Source organism: Streptomyces bathyalis, assembly GCF_015910445.1.
GTDB classification, from domain to species: Bacteria; Actinomycetota; Actinomycetes; order Streptomycetales; family Streptomycetaceae; genus Streptomyces; species Streptomyces bathyalis.
On the sequence record NZ_CP048882.1, the window covers coordinates 4,137,621 to 4,157,915 of the forward strand.

15 protein-coding genes, 1 pseudogene and 1 riboswitch are annotated in these 20,295 nt (G+C 67.9%); of the genes and pseudogenes, 9 read left to right on the top strand and 7 right to left on the bottom strand.

Going from position 1 to position 20,295, the window contains the following annotated elements; all coding sequences use genetic code 11:
• The first annotated feature begins 83 nt into the window (after positions 1-83).
• The 4 genes from G4Z16_RS18010 to G4Z16_RS18025 all read left to right on the top strand — a co-directional run bounded on the left by G4Z16_RS18010 (position 84) and on the right by G4Z16_RS18025 (position 5,884).
• Positions 84-842 (top strand): MerR family transcriptional regulator, encoded by a 759-nt coding sequence (locus G4Z16_RS18010; RefSeq protein WP_197351776.1) that lies wholly within the window; start codon positions 84-86, stop codon positions 840-842.
• Between the two features lie 441 nt (positions 843-1,283).
• The gene (locus G4Z16_RS18015; protein ID WP_197351777.1) at positions 1,284-2,750 is read left to right on the top strand and encodes an aldehyde dehydrogenase family protein; all 1,467 of its coding nucleotides are present in this window, start codon (positions 1,284-1,286) and stop codon (positions 2,748-2,750) included.
• 42 nt (positions 2,751-2,792) lie between these two features.
• Positions 2,793-4,403: a GMC family oxidoreductase gene (locus G4Z16_RS18020; RefSeq protein WP_197351778.1), complete on the top strand. Its 1,611-nt coding sequence runs from the start codon at positions 2,793-2,795 to the stop codon at positions 4,401-4,403.
• On the top strand, positions 4,400-5,884 hold the full coding sequence (locus G4Z16_RS18025) for an APC family permease (protein WP_197351779.1): 1,485 nt from the start codon (positions 4,400-4,402) through the stop codon (positions 5,882-5,884). Before G4Z16_RS18020 ends, G4Z16_RS18025 begins: the two co-directional genes overlap by 4 nt.
• A 52-nt stretch (positions 5,885-5,936) precedes the next feature.
• On the opposite strand, the gene G4Z16_RS18030 is transcribed toward G4Z16_RS18025, so the two are convergent.
• Complete coding sequence (locus tag G4Z16_RS18030; protein ID WP_197351780.1) at positions 5,937-6,764, bottom strand: SDR family NAD(P)-dependent oxidoreductase; 828 nt, start codon at positions 6,762-6,764, stop codon at positions 5,937-5,939.
• Between the two features lie 194 nt (positions 6,765-6,958).
• On the opposite strand from G4Z16_RS18030, the gene G4Z16_RS18035 reads away from it, so the two are divergent.
• Entirely contained in the window at positions 6,959-7,870 is a 912-nt protein-coding gene (locus tag G4Z16_RS18035; RefSeq protein WP_197351781.1) for a D-alanyl-D-alanine carboxypeptidase family protein, read from the top strand.
• Between the two features lie 238 nt (positions 7,871-8,108).
• Here G4Z16_RS18035 and G4Z16_RS18040 read toward each other — a convergent pair whose 3' ends face one another.
• Both G4Z16_RS18040 and G4Z16_RS18045 read right to left on the bottom strand, forming a co-directional pair.
• A complete protein-coding gene (locus tag G4Z16_RS18040; protein WP_246530922.1) occupies positions 8,109-9,389 on the bottom strand; it encodes a PP2C family protein-serine/threonine phosphatase in 1,281 nt (426 codons plus the stop codon).
• 175 nt (positions 9,390-9,564) lie between these two features.
• Positions 9,565-10,491 (bottom strand): Rieske (2Fe-2S) protein, encoded by a 927-nt coding sequence (locus G4Z16_RS18045; RefSeq protein WP_197351782.1) that lies wholly within the window; start codon positions 10,489-10,491, stop codon positions 9,565-9,567.
• Between the two features lie 742 nt (positions 10,492-11,233).
• Positions 11,234-11,392, top strand: a riboswitch (cyclic di-AMP (ydaO/yuaA leader).
• Positions 11,393-11,730: 338 nt separating this feature from the next.
• Between G4Z16_RS18045 and G4Z16_RS18050 the strand changes: the two genes are divergently transcribed.
• Positions 11,731-12,675: a M23 family metallopeptidase gene (locus G4Z16_RS18050; protein WP_197354722.1), complete on the top strand. Its 945-nt coding sequence runs from the start codon at positions 11,731-11,733 to the stop codon at positions 12,673-12,675.
• A gap of 677 nt (positions 12,676-13,352) precedes the next feature.
• Positions 13,353-14,363 (top strand): aldo/keto reductase, encoded by a 1,011-nt coding sequence (locus G4Z16_RS18055; RefSeq protein WP_197351783.1) that lies wholly within the window; start codon positions 13,353-13,355, stop codon positions 14,361-14,363.
• A 101-nt stretch (positions 14,364-14,464) separates the two neighbouring features.
• Here G4Z16_RS18055 and G4Z16_RS18060 read toward each other — a convergent pair whose 3' ends face one another.
• From G4Z16_RS18060 to G4Z16_RS18070, 3 genes are all read right to left on the bottom strand, one after another.
• The gene (locus tag G4Z16_RS18060) at positions 14,465-14,893 is read right to left on the bottom strand and encodes a PPOX class F420-dependent oxidoreductase (protein WP_197354723.1); all 429 of its coding nucleotides are present in this window, start codon (positions 14,891-14,893) and stop codon (positions 14,465-14,467) included.
• 62 nt (positions 14,894-14,955) lie between these two features.
• Entirely contained in the window at positions 14,956-15,168 is a 213-nt protein-coding gene (locus G4Z16_RS18065; protein ID WP_028437605.1) for a DUF397 domain-containing protein, read from the bottom strand.
• The gene (locus G4Z16_RS18070; protein ID WP_197351784.1) at positions 15,152-16,000 is read right to left on the bottom strand and encodes a helix-turn-helix domain-containing protein; all 849 of its coding nucleotides are present in this window, start codon (positions 15,998-16,000) and stop codon (positions 15,152-15,154) included. The genes G4Z16_RS18065 and G4Z16_RS18070 overlap by 17 nt, the downstream gene beginning before the upstream one ends.
• A 120-nt stretch (positions 16,001-16,120) precedes the next feature.
• Here G4Z16_RS18070 and G4Z16_RS32580 point away from each other — a divergent pair.
• A pseudogene (locus G4Z16_RS32580) lies at positions 16,121-16,534 on the top strand (ATP-binding protein); the annotation flags it as partial.
• Between the two features lie 66 nt (positions 16,535-16,600).
• Entirely contained in the window at positions 16,601-17,026 is a 426-nt protein-coding gene (locus tag G4Z16_RS32585; protein WP_246531317.1) for a (deoxy)nucleoside triphosphate pyrophosphohydrolase, read from the top strand.
• A gap of 9 nt (positions 17,027-17,035) precedes the next feature.
• Here the strand turns inward: G4Z16_RS32585 and G4Z16_RS18080 are convergent, their stop codons facing one another.
• Positions 17,036-20,182: a DEAD/DEAH box helicase gene (locus G4Z16_RS18080; RefSeq protein ID WP_197351786.1), complete on the bottom strand. Its 3,147-nt coding sequence runs from the start codon at positions 20,180-20,182 to the stop codon at positions 17,036-17,038.
• Positions 20,183-20,295 lie beyond the last annotated feature (113 nt).

Below are 20,295 nucleotides of genomic sequence, written 5' to 3' on the forward strand. Positions count from 1 at the left end.
GCGAGGGCCCTCCTGAGAAATTCGGCTTGCACCTCACGTCACGTGAGGACTCATCGTGAAGTGCGTACGAGAGAGGAGCGCAGATGAGCTACTCCGTTGGGAAGGTCGCCGGAGTCGCCGGAGTGACCGTGCGCACGCTGCACCACTACGACGAGATCGGCCTGCTGGTGCCCAGCGAGCGCAGCCACGCAGGACACCGCCTGTACGGCGATGCCGACCTGGACCGGCTCCAGCAGATCCTTTTCTACCGGGAGCTCGGCTTTCCACTCGAAGAGGTGGCGGCCCTGCTCGACGACCCGGACGCGGATCCGCGGGAACACCTGCGGCGGCAGCACGAACTGCTGCGTTCGAGGATCGAGAAGCTGCAGAAGATGGCCGCCGCCGTCGAACACGCGATGGAGGCACGGAAGATGGGCATCAACCTCACGCCCGAGGAGAAGTTCGAAGTCTTCGGGGACAACGACCCCGACCAGTACGCGGAGGAGACCCAGCAGCGCTGGGGCGACACCGACGCATACCGCGAGTCGCAGCGCAGAACGGCCTCCTACACCAAAGAGGACTGGCTGCGGATCAAGGAGGAAGGCGAGGAGTGGAGCCGCCGCTTCACCGAGCAGATGGACAGCGGTGAAGGCCCCGAGTCCGAGGCGGCGATGGACCTGGCCGAGGAGCACAGGCAGCAGATCTCCCGCAATTTCTACGAGTGCCCGTACGAGATGCACACCTGCCTCGGGGAGATGTACGTCGCGGACGAGCGCTTCACCGCGTACTACGAGGCGATCAAGCCGGGGATGGCCGAGTACCTGCGGGACGCGATCCTCGCGAACGGCGCACGCCGCGTCTGAGTTCCGGGGAACCCGTTCGGTACCGGGTCCTCGTGTGAAGCCCCGCTCCGGGAACCCCGCCGGACCGTCATGCCGGCGGTCCGGCAGCCCGGCGGTCCGACGGGTTCCCGGGGCAGGGGCGATCGGCGTGCGGCCCCGTCCACTCATCCGGGCCCCGCATCCTCACCCGTCCGGGGGCCGGGCCGCTGTCCGCCGTGACGAAGCCGCCACGTCCCACGCGCCCGGGCGGGCCCCTGCCGGGCGCGCCCCGCAGCGGTTCCGGGCCTGGGCCAACTCCGGTCATGCGCTCGCCCGTTCTTAGACCACGTGGGTCAACATCCCCTCCCCAAGTCCCCCCGTCCGGTGCGCCCCGTAGGAGGCGGACCCGCCCCGCACGATGTTGGAGCGGTCATGCCGAGATCGGGGGCGACGAAACACCACGGGCAAGTGAGGGGCTTCGCGATGGCCGAGCTGTACATCGACGGTGAATGGACCGGAGGCGTCTCGGGCCGATCGCGCGACGTGATCAATCCGTTCGACGGCAGGGTCATCACGAGCGTCGCCGAGGGCGACGAGACGGACGTCGATATCGCGGTACGGGCCGCCAAGCGGGCCTTCGAACGTGCCGACTGGGCATGGGCGCCCGCCCGCCGGCGCGCCGACGTCCTCTACCGGGTGCACGAACTGCTCCTGCGCGACCTGGAGCAACTGGCCCGTATGGAAACCCTGGACACCGGAAAGACGCTGACCGAGTCGCGCCTCGACATCGAGGACATCGCGAGCGCCTTCCGCTACTTCTCGGAGATCGTGGGGAAGGAAGCCGGCCGCGTCGTCGACGTCGGCCCGGACGTGCTGAGCAGGGTCGTGTACCAGCCCGTCGGCGTGTGCGCGCTGATCTCGCCGTGGAACTATCCGCTGCTCCAGACCTCGTGGAAGGTCGCGCCCGCGCTCGCCGCGGGAAACACCTTCGTTCTCAAGCCGAGCGAGATCACGCCGCTGACGACGATCGCGCTGATGGGACTACTGGAGGAGGCCGGCACACCGCCGGGCGTCGCCAACCTCGTGCTGGGCGCGGGCCCGACCGTGGGAGCGGCCATGACCTCGCACCCGGAGGTCGACATGGTCTCCTTCACCGGCGGCCTGGCGACCGGCCGGAAGATCATGGAGAACGCGGCGTCCGGCGTGAAGAACATCGCCCTGGAACTGGGCGGCAAGAACCCCAACATCATCTTCGACGACTCCGACTTCGAAGCCGCGCTCGACTACGCCCTGGACGCGGCCTTCCTGCACTCCGGGCAGGTCTGTTCGGCCGGCTCGCGCCTCATCGTCCAGTACGGAGTCCACGACCGCTTCGTGTCCGAACTCGCCTCCAGGGCCGAGGCGATCCGCCTCGGCAACGGTCTGGAGCCGATGACGGAGAGCGGCCCCCTCGTCTCCGCCGAGCACCGCGCGAAGGTGGAGAGCTACCTGGAGATCGCGCGCATGGACGGGGCCCGGCTCGTGACCGGCGGCCGGCGTCCCGACGATCCCGAACTGGCCCGCGGATTCTTCCTGTTGCCCACCGTGTACGCCGACTGCAAGTCGACGATGCGCATCGTGCAGGAGGAGGTCTTCGGGCCCGTCGTGACGGTGGAGCGCTTCTACACCGAGGAGGAGGCGCTGGAGCTGGCCAACGACACGCGTTACGGGCTGGCCGGCGGCGTGTGGACCAACGACGCGGGCCGTGCCCAGCGCGTGGCCAACAGGCTGCGCCACGGAACTGTCTGGATCAACGACTTCCATCCGTACGTCCCCCAGGCCGAGTGGGGCGGCTTCGGCAGATCCGGCATCGGACGTGAACTCGGGCCGACCGGGTTGCGGGAGTACCAGGAGGCCAAGCACATCTACCACAACCTCTCGCCGGCTCCGTCCGGATGGTTCAAGGGCTGAGGCAGGGGACAAGGCCGGTCACCGGCGGAGAAGAGAACGCAGATGGCAGACACGCCGGCAACGGGCGGGTCCGGCAGGGACGAGGACGCCTACGACTACGTGATCGTCGGCGGCGGCACCGCCGGCTGCGTGCTGGCCGCGCGGCTGAGCGAGGACCCCGACTGCCGGGTGTGCGTCATCGAGGGCGGTCCCAGCGACGTCGGCGACGAGAACGTGCTGAGGCTGCGGAACTGGATCAATCTCCTCGACACCGACTACGACTACCGCTATCCCACCGTCGAACAGCCCCGCGGCAACTCGCACATCCTGCACTCGCGGGCACGCGTGCTCGGCGGCTGCTCTTCCCACAACACCCTCATCAGCTTCCTGCCCTTCCCGCACGAACTGGAGGAGTGGGTGCGGGCGGGCGCGGCGGGCTGGGACGCCGGGACGCTGCTTCCGTACCGGCACCGGCTGCGGAACTCGATCCGACCCGTGGCCGAGAAGGACCGCAACCCCGTCGCGCACGACTTCGTCACGGCCGCCGTCGACGCTCTCGACGTTCCCGTCGTCGACGACTTCAACGCCCACCCCTTCACCGAGGGCGCCGGGTTCTTCTCCCTCGCCTACGACCCGGCCACCGGGCACCGCTCGTCGGCGTCCGTCGCCTATCTCCATCCGGTCATGGACCGTCCCAACCTGACGCTGAAGCTGGAGAGTTGGGCGTACCGCCTGCTGCGCGACGGGGACGGCCGCCTCACCCGGGTACGCGTCCGGTACGCCGACGGACCGGACGGCAGCGTGCGCGCCGAACGTGAACTGCTGCTGTGCGCGGGGGCGATCGACACCCCGAGGCTGCTGATGCTCTCCGGCATCGGCCCCGCCGACGAACTGCGCGCGCTGGGGATCGACGTCCTCACCGATCTGCCGGGCGTGGGGGAGAACCTGCTCGACCACCCCGAGTCGGTCATCGTCTGGGAGACGGCGGGCCCGCTGCCGCCCAACTCCGCGATGGACTCCGACGCGGGCCTGTTCGTGCGGCGCGACGCCGCCGAGCCCGGCCCCGACCTGATGTTCCACTTCTACCAGGTGCCGTTCACGCTCAACACCGAGCGCCTCGGCCTGCCGACACCCCCGTACGGGGTGTGCATGACGCCGAACGTGCCCAAGTCCCGCTCCCGGGGCAGGCTTTGGCTGCGAAGCGCCGACCCGGGGCAGAAACCCGCCCTGGACTTCCGCTACTTCACCGACCCGCAGGGCCACGACGAGCGCACCATCGTCGACGGCCTGCGCATCGCACGTGAGGTTGCCGCGACCGGGCCGCTGCGCGACTGGCTGGTGCGGGAGACCGCTCCCGGTCCCGACGTGACCACCGACGCGGAGCTGTCCGAGTACGGGCGACGGGCGGCGCACACCGTCTACCACCCGGCGGGCACGTGCCGGATGGGCGGCGACGGCGACGCGGGCGCGGTCCTCGACCCGCTGCTGCGGCTGCGCGGCGAAGAGGGAGTACGGGTGGTCGACGCGTCCGTCTTCCCGGACCTGCCGATCGTCAACCCGATGGTCACCGTGCTGCTCGTCGCCGAGCGTGCCGTGGACCTGATCACCGGCAGGGCCGGTCCGCCACCGGCGCCGGCCGGTGGAAGCGACGTGCTGGGAGAGGAGCAGCGATGACGGACGCCGGAAGTTCCGCCGCGGCAGGCGGACATGGTGGAGGCGGCGGAAGCGCCGAGCACGGCTCCGAGTTCCGCAAGGAGATGGGGCCCTGGGCGAACTTCGCGCTCGGCTTCACCTACCTCTCCCCCGTGGTGAGCACCTACACCCTCTTCGCGACGGCGCTGGCCACCGGCGGTCCCCCGATGATCTGGGCGTTCGTGCTGGCGGGCGCCGGGCAGTTCCTCGTGGCGCTCGTCTTCGGCGAGACCGTCGCGCAGTACCCCATCGCGGGCGGCGTCTACCCGTGGGCGCGCCGCCTGTGGGGCATCCGCTGGGCGTGGATGACCGGTTGGGTCTACATGTGGGCGCTGCTGGTCACGATCACGGCCGTCGCGTACGGAGCCGGCCCGTTCATCGCGATCCTCTTCGGCTTCGGAGCGTCCGTGCACACCACCGTGTTGTGCACCGTGGCTCTCATCGTCATCGCCGCGCTCATCAACTACGCGGGCACGAAGGCTCTTTCGAAGGCCGCCATCATCGGCTTCAGCGCGGAGCTCATCGGCGCCGTCGTCGTGGGCGTGTGGCTCCTGGCAACGCACCGGTTCCACGGGCTCGGCGTCCTCTTCGACAACTTCGGTGCGACGGAGGGCGGTTCGTATCTGCCGGCGTTCCTCGCCGCGGCCATCATCGGCTTCTACCAGTACTACGGCTTCGAGGCGTGCGGCGACCTAGCCGAGGAGGTCGCACGCCCCGGCTTGGTCATCCCCAAGGCGATGCGCCGCACCGTGTACGTCGGAGGCGCGGCGGCGTCGTTCACCTGCCTGTCGCTGCTTCTTGCCGTCTCCGACTACAAGGCGGTGATCGCGGGCAAGGACACCGACCCGGTCGTGCGCGTGCTCTTCGACGCGCTGGGCGAGTTCGGGGCCCGCATGGTCATGGCCGTCGTGCTGATCTCGTTCCTGTCCTGCACGGTCAGCCTCCAGGCCGCCGCGGGGCGCCTCATCTACTCCTACGCGCGGGACAAGATGGTCGTCGGGCACAAGGTGCTGCGCTCCTTCTCCTACGCCCGCGCCGTTCCGCACAACGCGCTGCTGGTCGCCGCCGTCATCCCCACCGTCATCGCCTTCGGATCGCTGATCTCCGAGGACGCCCTCACCAAGATCGTCTCGTTCGCCATCCTCGGGATCTACGGCTCGTTCCAGATGGTCGTCCTCGCCGCCCTGCGCGCTCGGTTGAAGGGCTGGCGGCCCTCGGGCGAGTTCCAGCTCGGGCGCTGGGGGATGCTCGTCAACGCCGGGGCACTCGCGTACGGCATCTTCGCGATCATCAACATCTCCTGGGCGCGCAACCCGGACCAGCCCTGGTACGAGAACTGGATCGTGCTGCTGTGCGGCGGCATCGTCGTGGGCGCGGGCCTGCTGTACATGTTCACCACGCACCACTACGGGCGCAGCGACGCCCCCGCCGGCGACGCGATTCCGGAGCGCTCCAAGGCGTGAACCGGCGCGCGCAGGGCCGCCGGGGTCGCGCGCGACGGTCGTGCACGGGAGCTCAGGGCGCCAGCCGCGCGGTCATCCGCGCGAGCCTGGCCCGCGCCTCCGGGTCGTACGCCTGGCTGTGAGCAGCGGCCTCGGTGAAGCGGTGGAAGTAGCGCCCGGTGACGCCTTCGAGTTCCGGGTCGTCGATCAGCCGCCGCACCGCCTTCACCCCGTCCTCCACGTCCGACTGCGGTGTCACCGAGATCTGGCGCACCATGTCGGTGTCCATGAGCGAGGCGGGGTGCACGGCGTTGACCGTGACAAGGTCGGCCTTCTCCTCCGAGGCCAGGTCGAACACCGACATGATCAGCGCGACCTTGCTGCGGCAGTACGCGAGGAGCCCGTCGTAGTGCCGTTCCGTCATGAGGTCCTCGAAGTCGAGCGGCTCCTGCCCCGCGGAGGCGACGCCGACGACGCGCGCCGGCGCCGATTCCTCCAGTAGCGGCAGCAGCCGCCGCGTCAGCACGAGCGGCGCGAGGTAGTTCACCGCGAAGCGCAACTCCAGGCCCTGGGCGCTGACTTGGCGCAGCGACCGGTCCGGGCCGCCGCCCACCGCCGCGTTGTTGACCAGCACGTCGAGCCTGCCGCCCTCGTCGAGGAGCGCGTCCGCGAGAGCGCGCACCTGCTCCAGATCGGCGAGGTCGGCGGCCATGCCGCGCACATCCGCTTCCGGCACGGCCCTGCGGAGGTCTGCTACTGCGTGCCCCACTCGTGTACGGTCCCGTCCGTGCAGCAGCAATGTGTCGCCGCCCGCTGCCAGTTCGCGGGCGAGGCGGTGACCCATGCCTCTTGTGCTGCCGGTGACGAGGATCGTTCTGCCTTGCGTCGGGCGCGGATTCATCTGATGCCTCTTCCTCCTCGTCGTCGGACCGCCCGGTCCGGCGGACCAGGAGGAACTGATGTACGGGACGGTCCGGTGCAACCAAACGGCGCGTCGCGTTGTCCTTGGGGCAACGGACCTTTATTCACGGGGTGGCCGCCCGCAAGGACGCGGGTGGCCGTCAACCCCGCGACGGACGATGGAGCTTCGAGTTGATGCGTGTATCCAAGAGGGCCCGCCGGGTCGGCGCTGTGGCGGTGGCGGCCGGAGCCCTGCTGGCCGCGGGACCCTTCGTCTTCCCGGCGCAGGCGGCCGGCCCCTCCGGCATCAAGGCCAAGGGCGCCTTCCTGCTGGACAACGCGTCGGGTGAGGAGATGTGGGGCAAGAGCTCCGACACCAAGCGCCAGATGGCCAGCACCACGAAGGTCATGACGGCCGCCGTCGTGGTCAGTTCCGGCGTCGACCTGGACCGCACCATCACCGTCAAGAAGGCCTACCGCGACTACGTCGCCAAGTGGGGCGGCAGCACGGCGGACCTGAGGACCGGCGACAAGCTGAAGCTGCGGCAGCTCCTGTACGGGATGCTGCTCCCCTCCGGCTGCGACGCCGCGATGGCGCTGGCCGACGCCGTCGGCAAGGGCAGCTCCACGGACGCCCGCGTCAGCTCCTTCATCGGGAAGATGAACGCGAAGGCGAGCCAGCTCAGCATGAAGAACACCCAGTTCGACTCCTTCGACGGCATCTCGAAGAAGGGGCTGAACCAGTCGACGCCGCGCGACATGGCCACGCTGGGCAAGTACGCGCTGGGCAGCAAGAACATCCGCGCCGTCGCGAAGTCCACGTCGACGAAGCAGAAGGCGACCAACGGCCGCACCTACACCTGGTACAACACCAACCAGCTGCTCGGCTCGTACAAGGGCGTCATCGGCATCAAGACCGGCACAGGCACCAAGGCCGGGCCGTGCCTCGTCTTCGCGGCGGAGCGCAACGGCCGCGCGATCGGCGGAGTGATCCTCAACAGCAGCGCCCGCTACACGGACGCGAAGAAGATGCTGGACTGGTCGCTGGAGCAGCAGACCCCGAAGCTCGACCTCCGCTCGCTGCCGGAGGGCGCGGAGCGCGACTGACGCGACCCGGCCGGGTGACGCTCCCCGCGCGGACGGACACGCCGTGCGGGGAGCGGGAGCCCCCGGGCTCCTTCGGTACGAGGACCGGGCCTGGGCGCACCTGGCCCGCACCGCTCCGGCCCGCCGGGCCCGCACCGCTCCGGCCTGCCGGGCCCGCACCGTCCGAGTCATCCGCACCACCCGGGGGCGGCCGTCACCGAACGGCCGCCCCCGGTCCGGTTCCGGCGGTCCGTGCGGGTCACCGCGTGGCGGCCGCGTGCGCGGACGCATCGTGCTGGAGGACGACGATCACCAGGTCGTCGTTGATCGACTCGGCCCATCGCGTGACGTCCTTGTGCACGAAGGAGACGACCTCCGACGGATCGACGGTCTCGGGCTTGCCGCGGATGTGTCCTCCGCCCCCGCTCCTCCCGGCCTTCGAGGCACCCGCGTAGCGCTCCTCGAGCCGCCGCCCCAGCGGGTAGAAGCCGCCGTCGGGGCTCCGCGCCTCCGTGACCCCGTCGGAGTAGGCGATCAGCGCCTCGCCCTCGGCCAGTTCGTACGTCGTCTCCCTCGGTGGCCCGTTCGGTGAGAGGTCGCCGAGCCCCAGCGGCAGGGCGGGCTCGGGATTCACGGGGGCGACGCCCTCCGGGCCACCGAGCCGGAAGACCGGCGGATGCCCGCAGTTGAGGATCCGCACGCGCCCTCCGTCCGAGGGGAACTCCAGCAGCACCGCCGTCGCGAACATCTCCTGGGACCAGCCGCGCGGCGTTCCCCTGACGGGGACGGCCAGCGAGCCGCCCACCTCCATGTCCTCCCGGTCCATGGCCATCGCCGCCTCGATGCGTACGGCCACCTCCGAGAGCGTCGGGCAGGTCATGGCCGCCTCCCGGAACGAGGAGGTGATCGTCGCGACGCCCTCGGTGGCCCCGATGCCCTTGCCCCGTACGTCGCCGATCACGGCCCGCACCCCGTACGGCGTCGGCCGGACGCTGTAGAGGTCGCCGCCGATGAGAGCGGCCTCGTCGGCGGCGCGGTAGATGCCCGCGAGGCGCACATGGCGCAGCCGCTCCGGCAGCGGCCGCAGCAGAGCGCGCTGCGTGGCCTCGGCGACGGCCTGCACCTGTACGAGCTGAAGCGTCGTGCGTTCGAGGATCATCGCCAGCAGCGCGGAGAAGCCGGTGACCAGGACGAGGGTGATGACCGGGCCCGCGATGTTGTCCGGATACACGTCCGTCAGGGCCACGTGCATTCCGGCCAGCAGACCGATCGACAGGGCACCGATGACGAGCGTCGCGGCCGGCCGGGACAGCAGCGCCGCCAGGACGACGGCCGCCGTGAGGAACGAGGCGAACGAGTAGCGCGTCGGGGTCAGCAGCTCCAGGACGAGCGCGAGCACGACCAGCCCGGGCGGGAGGGCCCTCACCCATCTCGGCAGCCAGTCCGTGCGCCTCGCTCCCGCCACACGCCTGGCGAAAACACCGTCCGGAAGCCTCAGGCGTTCCAGGATGCGCGTGGTGCCCGTGCCTCCCGCGTCCACGTCTGTCGTTCCCTTCCGACGGGGGTACGCCGCTGTCGCTTCCGCTCCGGCCTCCTCTCAGTCTCTGCCACGGGTGCCGATCCGGCTCGGCGTCCCGTCCGGGCGGCGGACGGGGTGCAACGGCTCGGGAGACGGTCCGGGTCGGGCCGGTCCGGGCCGAGGGACCACCGTCGGCTCAGGCGAGGCGCGCCTCCACCTGCCCGTCCACGTGCCGAGTCTCGAAGACGGGCTGCGGGGACGTGGCGGGTCCGCTCACGTTCCAGCCGTCCGAGAGCCGGAAGACGCTCCCGTGCCAGGGGCAGCGGACACATCCGTCGACGATCTCTCCCTGCGACAGCGGTCCCGCCATGTGGCTGCACCGGTCCGCGAGTACGTGCACGGCGTTGCCGCTCGCCCGCACGACGAGCACCGGGGTCTCGCCGACGGTCCGCCGCACCGCCTTCCCGACCGGGAGGTCCGTGACCGCGCCGAGCGCGTGCCAGCCGGGCTCCGTGCGCACCGGGATGTCCTCGGCGTGGTTGACGGCCGCCGCCTGCCGGTAGGCGAGGTGACCCCCGAGCGCGCCGCCGATCGAGACGGCCGCGAGCCCGGCGTATCCGAGGGCCCGCCCGCGAACGGAACGGCCGCGCACGCGTGCGCCCAGCGAGGACGCGTACAGGAAGATCGCGGTGGAATTGGCGAGCGCGTGCACCAGACCGACGCGCATCTGCGGCTTGCGCAGCTCGGCCCAGTCGACCCATCCGGTCACCGCGGCGGGCACGGCGGCGACGAGCCCCGTGGCGATCAGCATCGCGGGCGCGTAGTGCCTGCGCTTGCCAGGAATCAGATCCAGGACGGCGGCGGAGAACCATGTGCCGAGCGGGATCTGCACGAGGGCCGGATGCAGCGGGTGGCCGAGCCAGTGGCCGTGCAGTACGTCGCGGTCCTCCTCGCTGAGGGGGAGTGCGTGCACGGCCCGCTGGATTCCCTGGAGGGGAGGGTCCAGCCGTGTGTCGTGCTCGGTCTTCTCGATGGCGGCGAGCACGCGTCCCTGCCGCTCGGAGTCGGGCAGCACGGCGCGCAGCGCGCTGGCGCAGGCAAGCAGCTTCTGTGAGTAGGACATACAGCCCGGTTCCCGTCAGGAACGGGAGCAAACCGCGACAAGGAGGGCATGGCGGGCGGGTGGCCCGGTCCTTGGGCCGGTCGGATGGCGGCTGCGGGGCCGGCCTCGCGCGGTCGCGTGAGGCCGGTCGGCGGACGGGGTGCCCGTGCGGGCCGGGCGGCCCGGCCGCCCTCGGCGGTGGACCGGCTCGTGTGCCTGGTCTCCCCCGCGGGACGAGGACGTGGCTCGTCCGTCCGTGGGTCCGGTGCAGGCGACGTCGGCGGAGTCGCCCCATCGTCGTGCCGCTGAACGACCGTACGCCGCAAGGGTGTTGGCGAGGGGCCGCGGGTGCAGCCGCCGGGGGCCGGTGCAGTTGTCGCGGGTGCGGTCCGTGTCGGCGGGCCGGGGGTGCGTACGAGCCGGACCGAACTGCCGCAGCAAGGCGTCCGTTCGGCGTTCCGGTCGGTGTTCTGCTCCCCGGCGGGACGGGCCGGGAGATGAAGCAGAAGGAACCGCCCTTCACGGACGGTTCACCCGTCACCCACCGCGACCTCACGAGTGGTGGAGGGTGACCGCGTGTCCCAATTGGCCCTTACTGTCCAGGAACCTGCATGTCATGCAGCTACAAATCTCACCGGAACCGCTTGGAATCTCAGCTGCGGCTCTATTAACGTTCCATAACGCAGCGCGGTCGTCACTGCCGTCACGAGAGACGGCTCCGTGCGCCGTCGCCGAATCCTGAAAGTGCACCACCCCGAGCCACAACTCGATATCGCTGCACCAAGGGAACCGGGGAACCACCCCCTGCCACACGGCAGGGATGGGGTGAATCGGCAAGTTCCGCCCACGGGCGGGCAGTTCGTAGGAGACCTTCCTGCTCCGAACCCGTCAGCTAACCCGGTAGGCGAGAAGGAAGGAAAGGAGAACGCCCCCGTGGCGTCCAACAGGCATGCCCCCGAGGGCACGTACGACCCGTACCTCGACGACGAAGAGTCCGACAGATACGGCCAATACGGCTCTTACGGCAACGACGACCCGCACCAGCAGTCCGGCGGCTTCGACTTCTTCGAACAGGCCGACCGGTACAGCCAGTTCGACGCGTCGGGCCAGTACGGCCAGTACGACGCGTACGCCTCGCAGCTGACCGAGACGTACGGCACGGACGGCACCTACGGGTACGGGACCGACGGGGCATACGCCACGCAGGAGTTCGCGGCGCCTTCGCCCGAATTCGGCACGTACGACTTCGGCCAGGGCGAGATGCCCCCCGTGCCGAACGCCTTCGACACCGCCGCGGGCGCCGTCCCCGGCGAGGAGTGGAACCCCACCGAGGAGTCGGTGCGCCCCGTACGCGGGCGGCACAAGCTCGCCAAGCAGCGCGGCGGGAGCATGGCCCGCAGCAGTGCCGTGCTCGGCGTCGGCATGATCGCGGCGGTCGGCGCCGGCGGCATCGCCACCGCGCAGGAGAAGCCCTCAACGGCGATCTCCATGCCGGATGTGGCGGAGAAGGCCAAGGAACTCCCTGGCGTCAAGCTGCTCGCCGGCGGTTCCGACGAGAACGTCGCAGGTCAGCCGCTCACGCAGGCGGCCCTCACGGCAAGTGACGCCAAGGAGGGCCAGACCGACGCGGGCGAGGCGCTGCGTTCCCGCATCCTCCAGCAGGCCCAGTCGCAGCAGTCGCAGGCCGAGGATTCCGCCCGCGACGCGGCCATCGAGGCGGCCCAGGCCAAGGCCGCGAAGGCCCAGAACAAGGCCGAGGCCGAGAAGCGCCAGCAGGCGGAGGAGGCCCGCCTGGCCAAGCTCGCCAAGAGCTTCAAGCTTCCCGTCTCCGGCTACCAGCTCACCTCTCAGTTCGGCGAGGCCGGCAGCCTGTGGTCCAACGGCCACACGGGCACGGACTTCGCGGCCTCCTCCGGTACGCCGATCCGCGCGATCCACTCCGGCACGATCAAGGAGGCGGGCTGGGCCGGCTCGTTCGGCTACCGCACCATCCTCCAGCTGGACGACGGGACGGAACTCTGGTTCGCCCATCAGTCGTCCATGAACGTCTCGGCGGGTCAGAAGGTCCGTACGGGCGAAATGATCGGCCGCGTCGGCTCCACCGGGAACGTCACGGGTGCTCACCTGCACCTTGAGGTCCACCCCGGCGGCGGCGCCGCGATCGACCCGGCCGCGTGGCTGCGGGGCAAGGGCCTCACGCCCTGACACTGCCGCGACAGGAGGGGCGGCCGTCCGCGGGGCTCCCCTCCCGTACGCCACACCGACACCGTCACCGTCACCATTCCCGACACCGCTTCGGCGGCGGTCCGCCGTCAGCGCCAACGTCATACGCACCCCTACACGTACGCACGCGCCTCACGCGCGTAAGGCGTACGCACTGCGGCATACCCGCCTCCGGGCGTACTCCGCATCTCACATCTCCACATGCACGACGACTGCCCGTCGCGATGACCTATCGCGCCGCCGCCGCCTCGCACCGTCGAGGTGCGCTGGACCACGCACGACTCGCCCATGCCCCTCGGCGTACACAAAGGAGGGGACGAGGCGGCGGCGGACGGGGGCCCTCTCCTACGCGAGCACGGCCCCACCCCCAAGTTCCGGCGGCCCTGGTGGACCACCCCCCGACGCCAGGGCCGTCGGTCTTTCCCTGCGCGGGGTGAGGGGGGTGGATGTCGTTGGCGTGAGCGGCGAGGTGCGGGGCCGCGGGTTCGCGGGTTCGCGAGGGGTGCGGGGCCGCGAGGTTCGCGAGGGGTGCGGGGCCGCGAGGTTCGCGCGGGGCGAGCGGCCCGAGGGCTCGGGGTTCGTGATGGGCGCGGGTTGCCGACGCGTCCGCGTGGAAAAAGGCATGGGCGGGTGATCGGGCAGAGCGCTACGGTCGGCACATGTCTGAGCCCAACTCCTCTGATCCGACGGCCCCGACGACCGGCGGACTCGCCTCGCGCCGTCCGCTCGGGCGGCTCTCCGTATCGCCGCTGTGCCTCGGCGGCAACGTCTTCGGCTGGACGGCCGACGAAGCCGCATCCTTCGACGTCCTCGACACCTACACCGCGGCGGGCGGCAATTTCATCGACACCGCCGACGTCTACTCCGGCAGGCGCCACGGCGTCGACGGCGGCATGGACTCCGAGACCGTCATCGGCAACTGGACGGCGGCGCGCGGCAACCGCGACGACGTCGTCATCGCCACCAAGGTGGGTGCGCACCCCGACCGCAGGGGACTCTCCGCCGCCAACATCAAGGCCGCGGCCGACGATTCGCTGCGCCGGCTCCGCACCGACCGCATCGACCTCTACTACACGCACTTCGACGACGAGAGCACCGAGGTCTCCGAGATCGTCTCCGCGCTCGACGATCTCGTACGCGCGGGCAAGGTCCGCGAGATCGGCGCGTCCAACATCTCACCGGAACGCCTCGAAGCGTCCCTCGACTTCAGCGCCGAGGCCGGCGCCGGCACGGCCCGCTACGCCGCGCTCCAGCCGCACTACAACCTCGTCTCGCGCGACACCTACGAAGGCCCCCTGGCGGAGCTCGCCGAGCGCCGGCAGCTCGCGGTCATGCCGTACTTCGCGCTGGCCATGGGGTTCCTCACCGGCAAGTACCGTGCGGAGCAAGGCGGTTCGGCGGGCACGGGAGCAAGCCCGCGCGCCGAGCGTGCCTCGAAGTACCTGGAGACGGAGAGCGGCCCCCGCGTACTCGCCGCCCTCGACCGGATCGCCGAGGCCCGGGGCGTCGCCCACGCGACGATCGCCATCGCCTGGCTGCTGACCCGCCCCACCGTCACCTCCCCGATCGCCAGCGCCCGCTCACGCGAGCAACTCCTGCCGCTGCTGGCGCTCGACGAGGTCCGACTGACCCCGGAGGAGACGAAGCTTCTGACGGAGGCGTCGGAGTAGGGCGGTTGATGGCGGGGAGCCGTGACGCAGGCTTGTAGGAGTCCGGGTCGGGCGGGCCCGGGGCCGGACCCGGAATCACCGGAGTCGGCCGAAGACCTCGCTCAGCGCTGGAGGGGCTGCCCGTACGCGTGGTCGATGCCGAGGCGCACGACCAGGCGCCGGTCGGCGACCATCGCCGCGCGGTACTCGTCCCAGTCGGGATGCTCGCCCTGGACCGCGCGGAAGACCTCGATCAGCTCCTCGACCGTGTCGTCCTGCGGGTCGGTGGCGACGGGCGTCAGCTCCGCGTTGCCCTCGGCCACCGTCCACGCCCAGCCGTCGTCGCTCCTGACGTGGAAGCTCGCGCGCGGATCCCGCAGCAGATTCCGCGTCTTGGCGCGGTCGGCCGTGACGGAGATCCGGATGAGCCGACGGGCCGAGTCGTAGGTGTAGTTGACGTTCGACAACTGCGGCCGTCCGTCCCGCTTGAGAGTCACGAGCACGCCCAACTTGTGCTCGGCGAACAGCGCGAGCAGTTCTTCGTCCACGATCCTCGGCCTGTCCTCTCGGTCTGTCCGGGCCGTCCGCCCGGAGGCGCTGCCGGGTGCGCCCGTCAGAACTGCCGACGCTTGACGGCGTCCACGAACGCGCCCCAACCGCCGGCGGGAAACACCACGACGGCGCCGACGCTACCGGCGCGCTTGCTGTCCCGTACGGGAACGACACCGGGCAGGCCACGCGCGACCTCGACGCAGTTACCCCCGTCCCCGTTGCTGTAGCTGCTCTTGTGCCAGGCGGCACCGCTCAGATCAACGTGAGTCGTCATTTGCGTAGTCCTCTGCAGCAGCCTCAATCATCGTCAGGGACGCCCTGGGAGGTGACGCAGCGGCCCTCAGCAGATCGTACGACTTGGTGTACTTCTTCACGAGCGCCAAGTCATCGATGGTTTGCCCGCTGTGCAGCGACTCCGTATAGGCCAGTGCAGGAGCATCGTCAAAGGTCATCAACATGACCGATCCGATCATGAAGGGGTGCGCCCCGGCGTTCAACGGCAGCACCTGCGTAATGACGCGTCCCCGCCGGGCCAGCGCGGCGATGTGCTCGAACTGCTCGGCCATGGCACCTGACTCCATGATCGGCTGATGCAGCAGCAGCTCGTGCAGAATCACCCAGTATTCGGGCCTCTTCGGCTCGTCGAAGACGACCGCGCGCTCCAGCCGTGCCGCTACCTTCTTGTCGACGTCCTCACTCAGATCCAGCGGATACTGCGCCCGCACGACGGCCCGGGCGTAGGCATCGGTCTGCAACAGCCCCGGAATCAGAGTCGGCGCCCACTCGTCGATGGTGCGTGCGCGCTTCTCCTGCTCCACCACGTCGGCGAAGTACTCGGCGTGGCCGCTCTGCTTCGCCTTCCTCGCATCGTCGCAGCGCCGCTCGAAGAACCCATCGGTGTCCAGGAGTTGATCGGCGTGGCGCGCAAGATCCAGTGGCATCCGCCGGTCACCCATCTCGATCTGGCTCAGGAAAGCGACGCTGTAGAAGCAGCCCTCCGCTAACTCCTGGAGTGTGAGCCCGGCGTTCTCCCGCTTCCAGCGCAACTCGGCCCCGTAGAACGCGGGAACGCTCGCCGCCGCATCGACGTCCTTGCGTGGTGGCATGGTTGATGACCTCCGCATTCAGCACGGGTTGCCGCTGAACCTGAACCCCTGTCACATTACGCAGCGGGCTTCCACTCTGTGAGTGATACGTCACAGAGTGCACCGAAAGGCTGTGGATCGATGACCGGCGGCGAAGAACGCCCCGCCCTCGCGGAGCTCGAACGGCAACACCTGACGCGAAGGTGCTGCGTCACCCTGACGATCCCGCTCCTCGCGGAACCCGAAGCCCTCTCGCCCGTACGCCACCGCATCGGCGCCTACTTCGAGCTGTGGGGCCTGCCCGAACTCGCCGAGGTGGCCCGCCTCTGCGTCAGCGAACTCCTCACCAATGCGATCGTCCACGTCGGTCCTGGCACCCCTGTCACCCTCCACGCCTCCATGGCCAGGCCTCGCCCGCGTCTCAGCCTCACGGACCCGGCCCCGGGTGCGCTTCCGCTCCTCCAACGGGCGGAGGATGATGCGGAGTCCGGCCGGGGGCTGGCACTCCTGGACGCGCTGACACTCAGGTGTGGCGTGGACAGCGGGAAGCACAGCAAGACGGTGTGGTGTGAGCTCGACAGTCGGCCAAACCTCGCTACCTCGGCAAGTAGGCTGCCAACCATGACGGACGAGGCGAACCCCCCGCGCGTGGTGGTCGGCGGCGCGATCTGCGATCAAGGGCGGCTACTCGCCGCCCGACGCACGGCTCCTCCTGCGCTGGCGGGACGTTGGGAGCTGCCCGGCGGCAAGGTCGAGCCAGGTGAGACCCCGGATCAGGCCCTCGTGCGTGAACTACACGAGGAACTGGGTATCGAAATCGAAGCCATTGCGCGAGTACCGGGCGAGTGGCCTTTGAAGCAGGATCTTGTCCTGCACGTTTGGCAGGCACGGCTCCTCAAGGGCGAGCCACAACCACTACAAGATCATGATGAGTTGCGTTGGCTCGCCCCTGACGAAGCCTTCGATGTCGACTGGTTGGACCAAGACCGCCCGGCCGTCGGGGCGGTCATGGAGGCGCTTACGCGCCCAGCGTCCCAGCAACCATAGTCGGCAGCGTTATGTGTGAGTGATAGAAGAATAAGTCAAGACGTCGGCGGGAAGTTCGTGGTTGAGCTTCCAAACAATGGCCATTGGCTTGCTTCCTTCGTGGCGCGCGTACTCTACCGGCCCCAGAAGTGTTGATGGATGTGGCCTTCCGATGTCCGTTGTCTTGTATCGACGTACGAAGAGCAAGACTTGCGACCCTTGCGCCTGATGGTTCTGGTACCGCTTCCCTACCTCAGACGTGGATGACGTGGCGTTCTGGGACTCCCAGTGGAAACGATCCGGGCCCATTGCGTAATCCCTGTATCGGGTCTCTGGTGAGAAGTCCTTATCCTCTTTCTCGAGCGTCACGAACAGTGCATCCGCCTGCTCTGCCTTGCACCATTTCACACCTTCGCGGAAGTTGATCGGGAGGGCGCCACCCAGCTCAACCTCGCCCAGGGCGGGGAGGTACTCCTCGCGGCTGTATGAACAGTGAACCAAGAGTGTTTCTGGAAGTCGGTCATCGCGTATTGGTAGCGTCTCAGTGTGTTCCAGGTTGTACTCCAGAACCTGCCGTACCTCATCGCGAAAGTAGGTCTGCTCCCTTAGCGTTGACAACGCTTCCTCGTAGCTGGAAAACCCGCCACCTCCAGGCCACAAGGAAAAGAACAGCATGCGCGCGAATGACTGGTCCTTTTTACTCATCTGATCGTAGGGTGTGGCATTTTCCGCGAGTATTCGCTTGTATGCGTGCACGCGAAGTGAATCATCCACGTGAAGAAAGGAGAATACGCGCTTGAGGAGTTCTGTCTCGCCTGGCGGGGCGGGTGTGCGCAACAAGCCTGCGCGACGAAGGAGCCCAGTCCACGAAGACTCCCTCCCGCGGTAGAGTTCCTTGAGGTCCCGGCCGCTTTCTCGCAAGTATTCGGCAAGTTCAAGGGTTCCCACCTCCCGAACTTCCTCGGCAAGGCGCTTGACGTTGACGTCGACTTGGGATCGAATATTCTCGACCACTCGTTCCTTTGACTTTTTATCGAGAATCAACCGGCAGCCCGCCGGAAGATTCGGAAAGCCTGCCTCGGCACTTGCGAGCAGTCGCTTGCGGCTGAGACCAGTCAGAGATTTGTACTGCGGCTCAAAATGGTACTCGCGCCTGTGTTGGCCGATGAAGTCCAGGACGGTCAGTACAGGCTTGTTTGCCGTACGGCGGAGCCCGCGTCCGAACTGTTGTAGGAAAACAGTCGGACTTGAGGTAGGCCTCAGCAGTAGAAGGGTGTCGACGTCAGGGATATCGAGTCCCTCATTGAAGAGGTCGACGGAGAAAAGGACTTGAAGCCTTCCAGCCTTGAACTCGTCGATGGCGTGGTCCCTCGCTTCTCTCGACCACGAGCCGTCCAGTGCCACGGCGCGCATTCCTCTATCCTGGAAATACTGTGCCATGTAGTTTGCGTGTTTGACAGTCACACAGAAGCCCAATGCGCGCATCGAGTCGAGATCTGTGACCTTGTCCCTGAGTGAGCTCAAGATTAGCTCTGCCCTGGGGTCATTTCCCGTGAAGAGGTCACTGAGCTGAGTGATATCGTAGCCACCGCCGCGCTTCCACTCGACTGTCGTCAAGTCGGTATCATCGGCAATTCCAAAATAGTGGAATGGACTTAGCAGCTCGTTTTCAAGGGCCTCCCAGAGTCGCATCTCCGCTGCGATACGACCCCCGAAGTACAGCTCGTGAACGTGGTTGCCATCGCCTCGCTCTGGAGTGGCCGTGAGACCGAGAAACTCTTCCTGTGGACGAAAGAAGTCGATGACGCGTTCATATGTCGGAGCGGCACTGTGATGGAATTCGTCGATGACGATGACATCGAAGTGTTCTGCCGCGAATTTTTCGCCCAAAGAGCCGGATTGGAGCGTCTGAATACTGGCAAACACTTGATCATTTTTCTGGGGTGTCGAACCGCCAACGAGTAGCTCACCGAACCTGCTATCAGACAGCACCTTGCGGTACGTGTGCAACGCTTGGTCGAGGATCTCTCTACGATGAGCGATGAAGAGCAGACGGAGATATCGGCCATGCTTTTCACACAAGGACTTGTAGTCGAGTGCAGCCATGACGGTTTTTCCGGTGCCTGTGGCAGCTACGAGCAAGTTCCGGTGCGTACCGTGCACTTCCCGCTCGATCGTGAGTCGATCCAGCATGTCCTTTTGGTGAGGGAAGGGCCGCACTGCCCGGCCAGGAAGGCTGAGCGCCTGGGCTCCGGTCGCTACAGCGCGTCCAGCTTGCCTTAGAGCCTCGGTAAGTCGCTCACCGTCGCGATTGGGATCGTACTCTTCGAATGATGTGTCTCCCCAGTACACATCGAATGTTGCCTCGAACTTACTCATTACCGACGGTGTTGCCACAGACGATGCTCGAACGTTCCACTCCAAGCCCTCCAACAAGGCGCTCTTAGAGAGGTTGGAGCTGCCGACGTAGGCCGTGTCATAACCAGAATTCCTGCGGAACATCCAAGCCTTGGCATGCAGGCGTGTGGAGCGGACCTCGTAGTTGATCTTTACTTCTGCGTCGAATTCGCGAACGAGGCGATCTAGCGCGGCCCTTTCTGTGGCTCCCATGTAGGTGGTAGTAATGACGCGAATTGGTACACCGCGATCCTTCGCCTCCTTGAGAGGCTCTTCTAGGACACGCAAACCACGCCACTTCACGAAGGCACAGAGGAGATCGATCCGGTCGGCGGTGGCGATCTCGAGTTCCAACTCGTTGCCGAGGCTGGGATCTTCTGGAGCGTTGGTGAAGAGGGCAGTTTCCGACAACGGGGTGCTGGGGCGGGTGCTGTAGCGGTCGGGAGCTTCCTCAGGCTCGCTCAGCGCAAGGAGTTGCCGTGCGCCTCCGGTGATGTGAAGAAGATCTTCTTTCGAGAGTTGAGTGTGTGCGCTGAGGTCTTTGAGGATCATGTTCGCAGCCAGCGCCTGTTCAAAAGTCGTGAGCCCCGAGAGCGCCCGTTCCACCATGCGGCCCACATATCGGGCGAGTGCGTGTGGGGCTAATTCCGGGTCAACTGCCTCTTCGATGACGCTCCAACCGCCATCGCGGAGTTGGTCTATGCGCTGCCGCAACTCCTCGGTCACGAGTTGCTCATAGATGCCTGCGGTGGCCCGTGAGTTGTTGAGGGGGTGAGCCAAGGGGACGTCTCCTAGATCAGTGGGTATGGGAGGTCCACCTGTCTAGCATCGACGTCTGACACAAGACGGGACGTCAACTAGTCGTTCATGCAAAGGGTTTGAGATCCCCACGG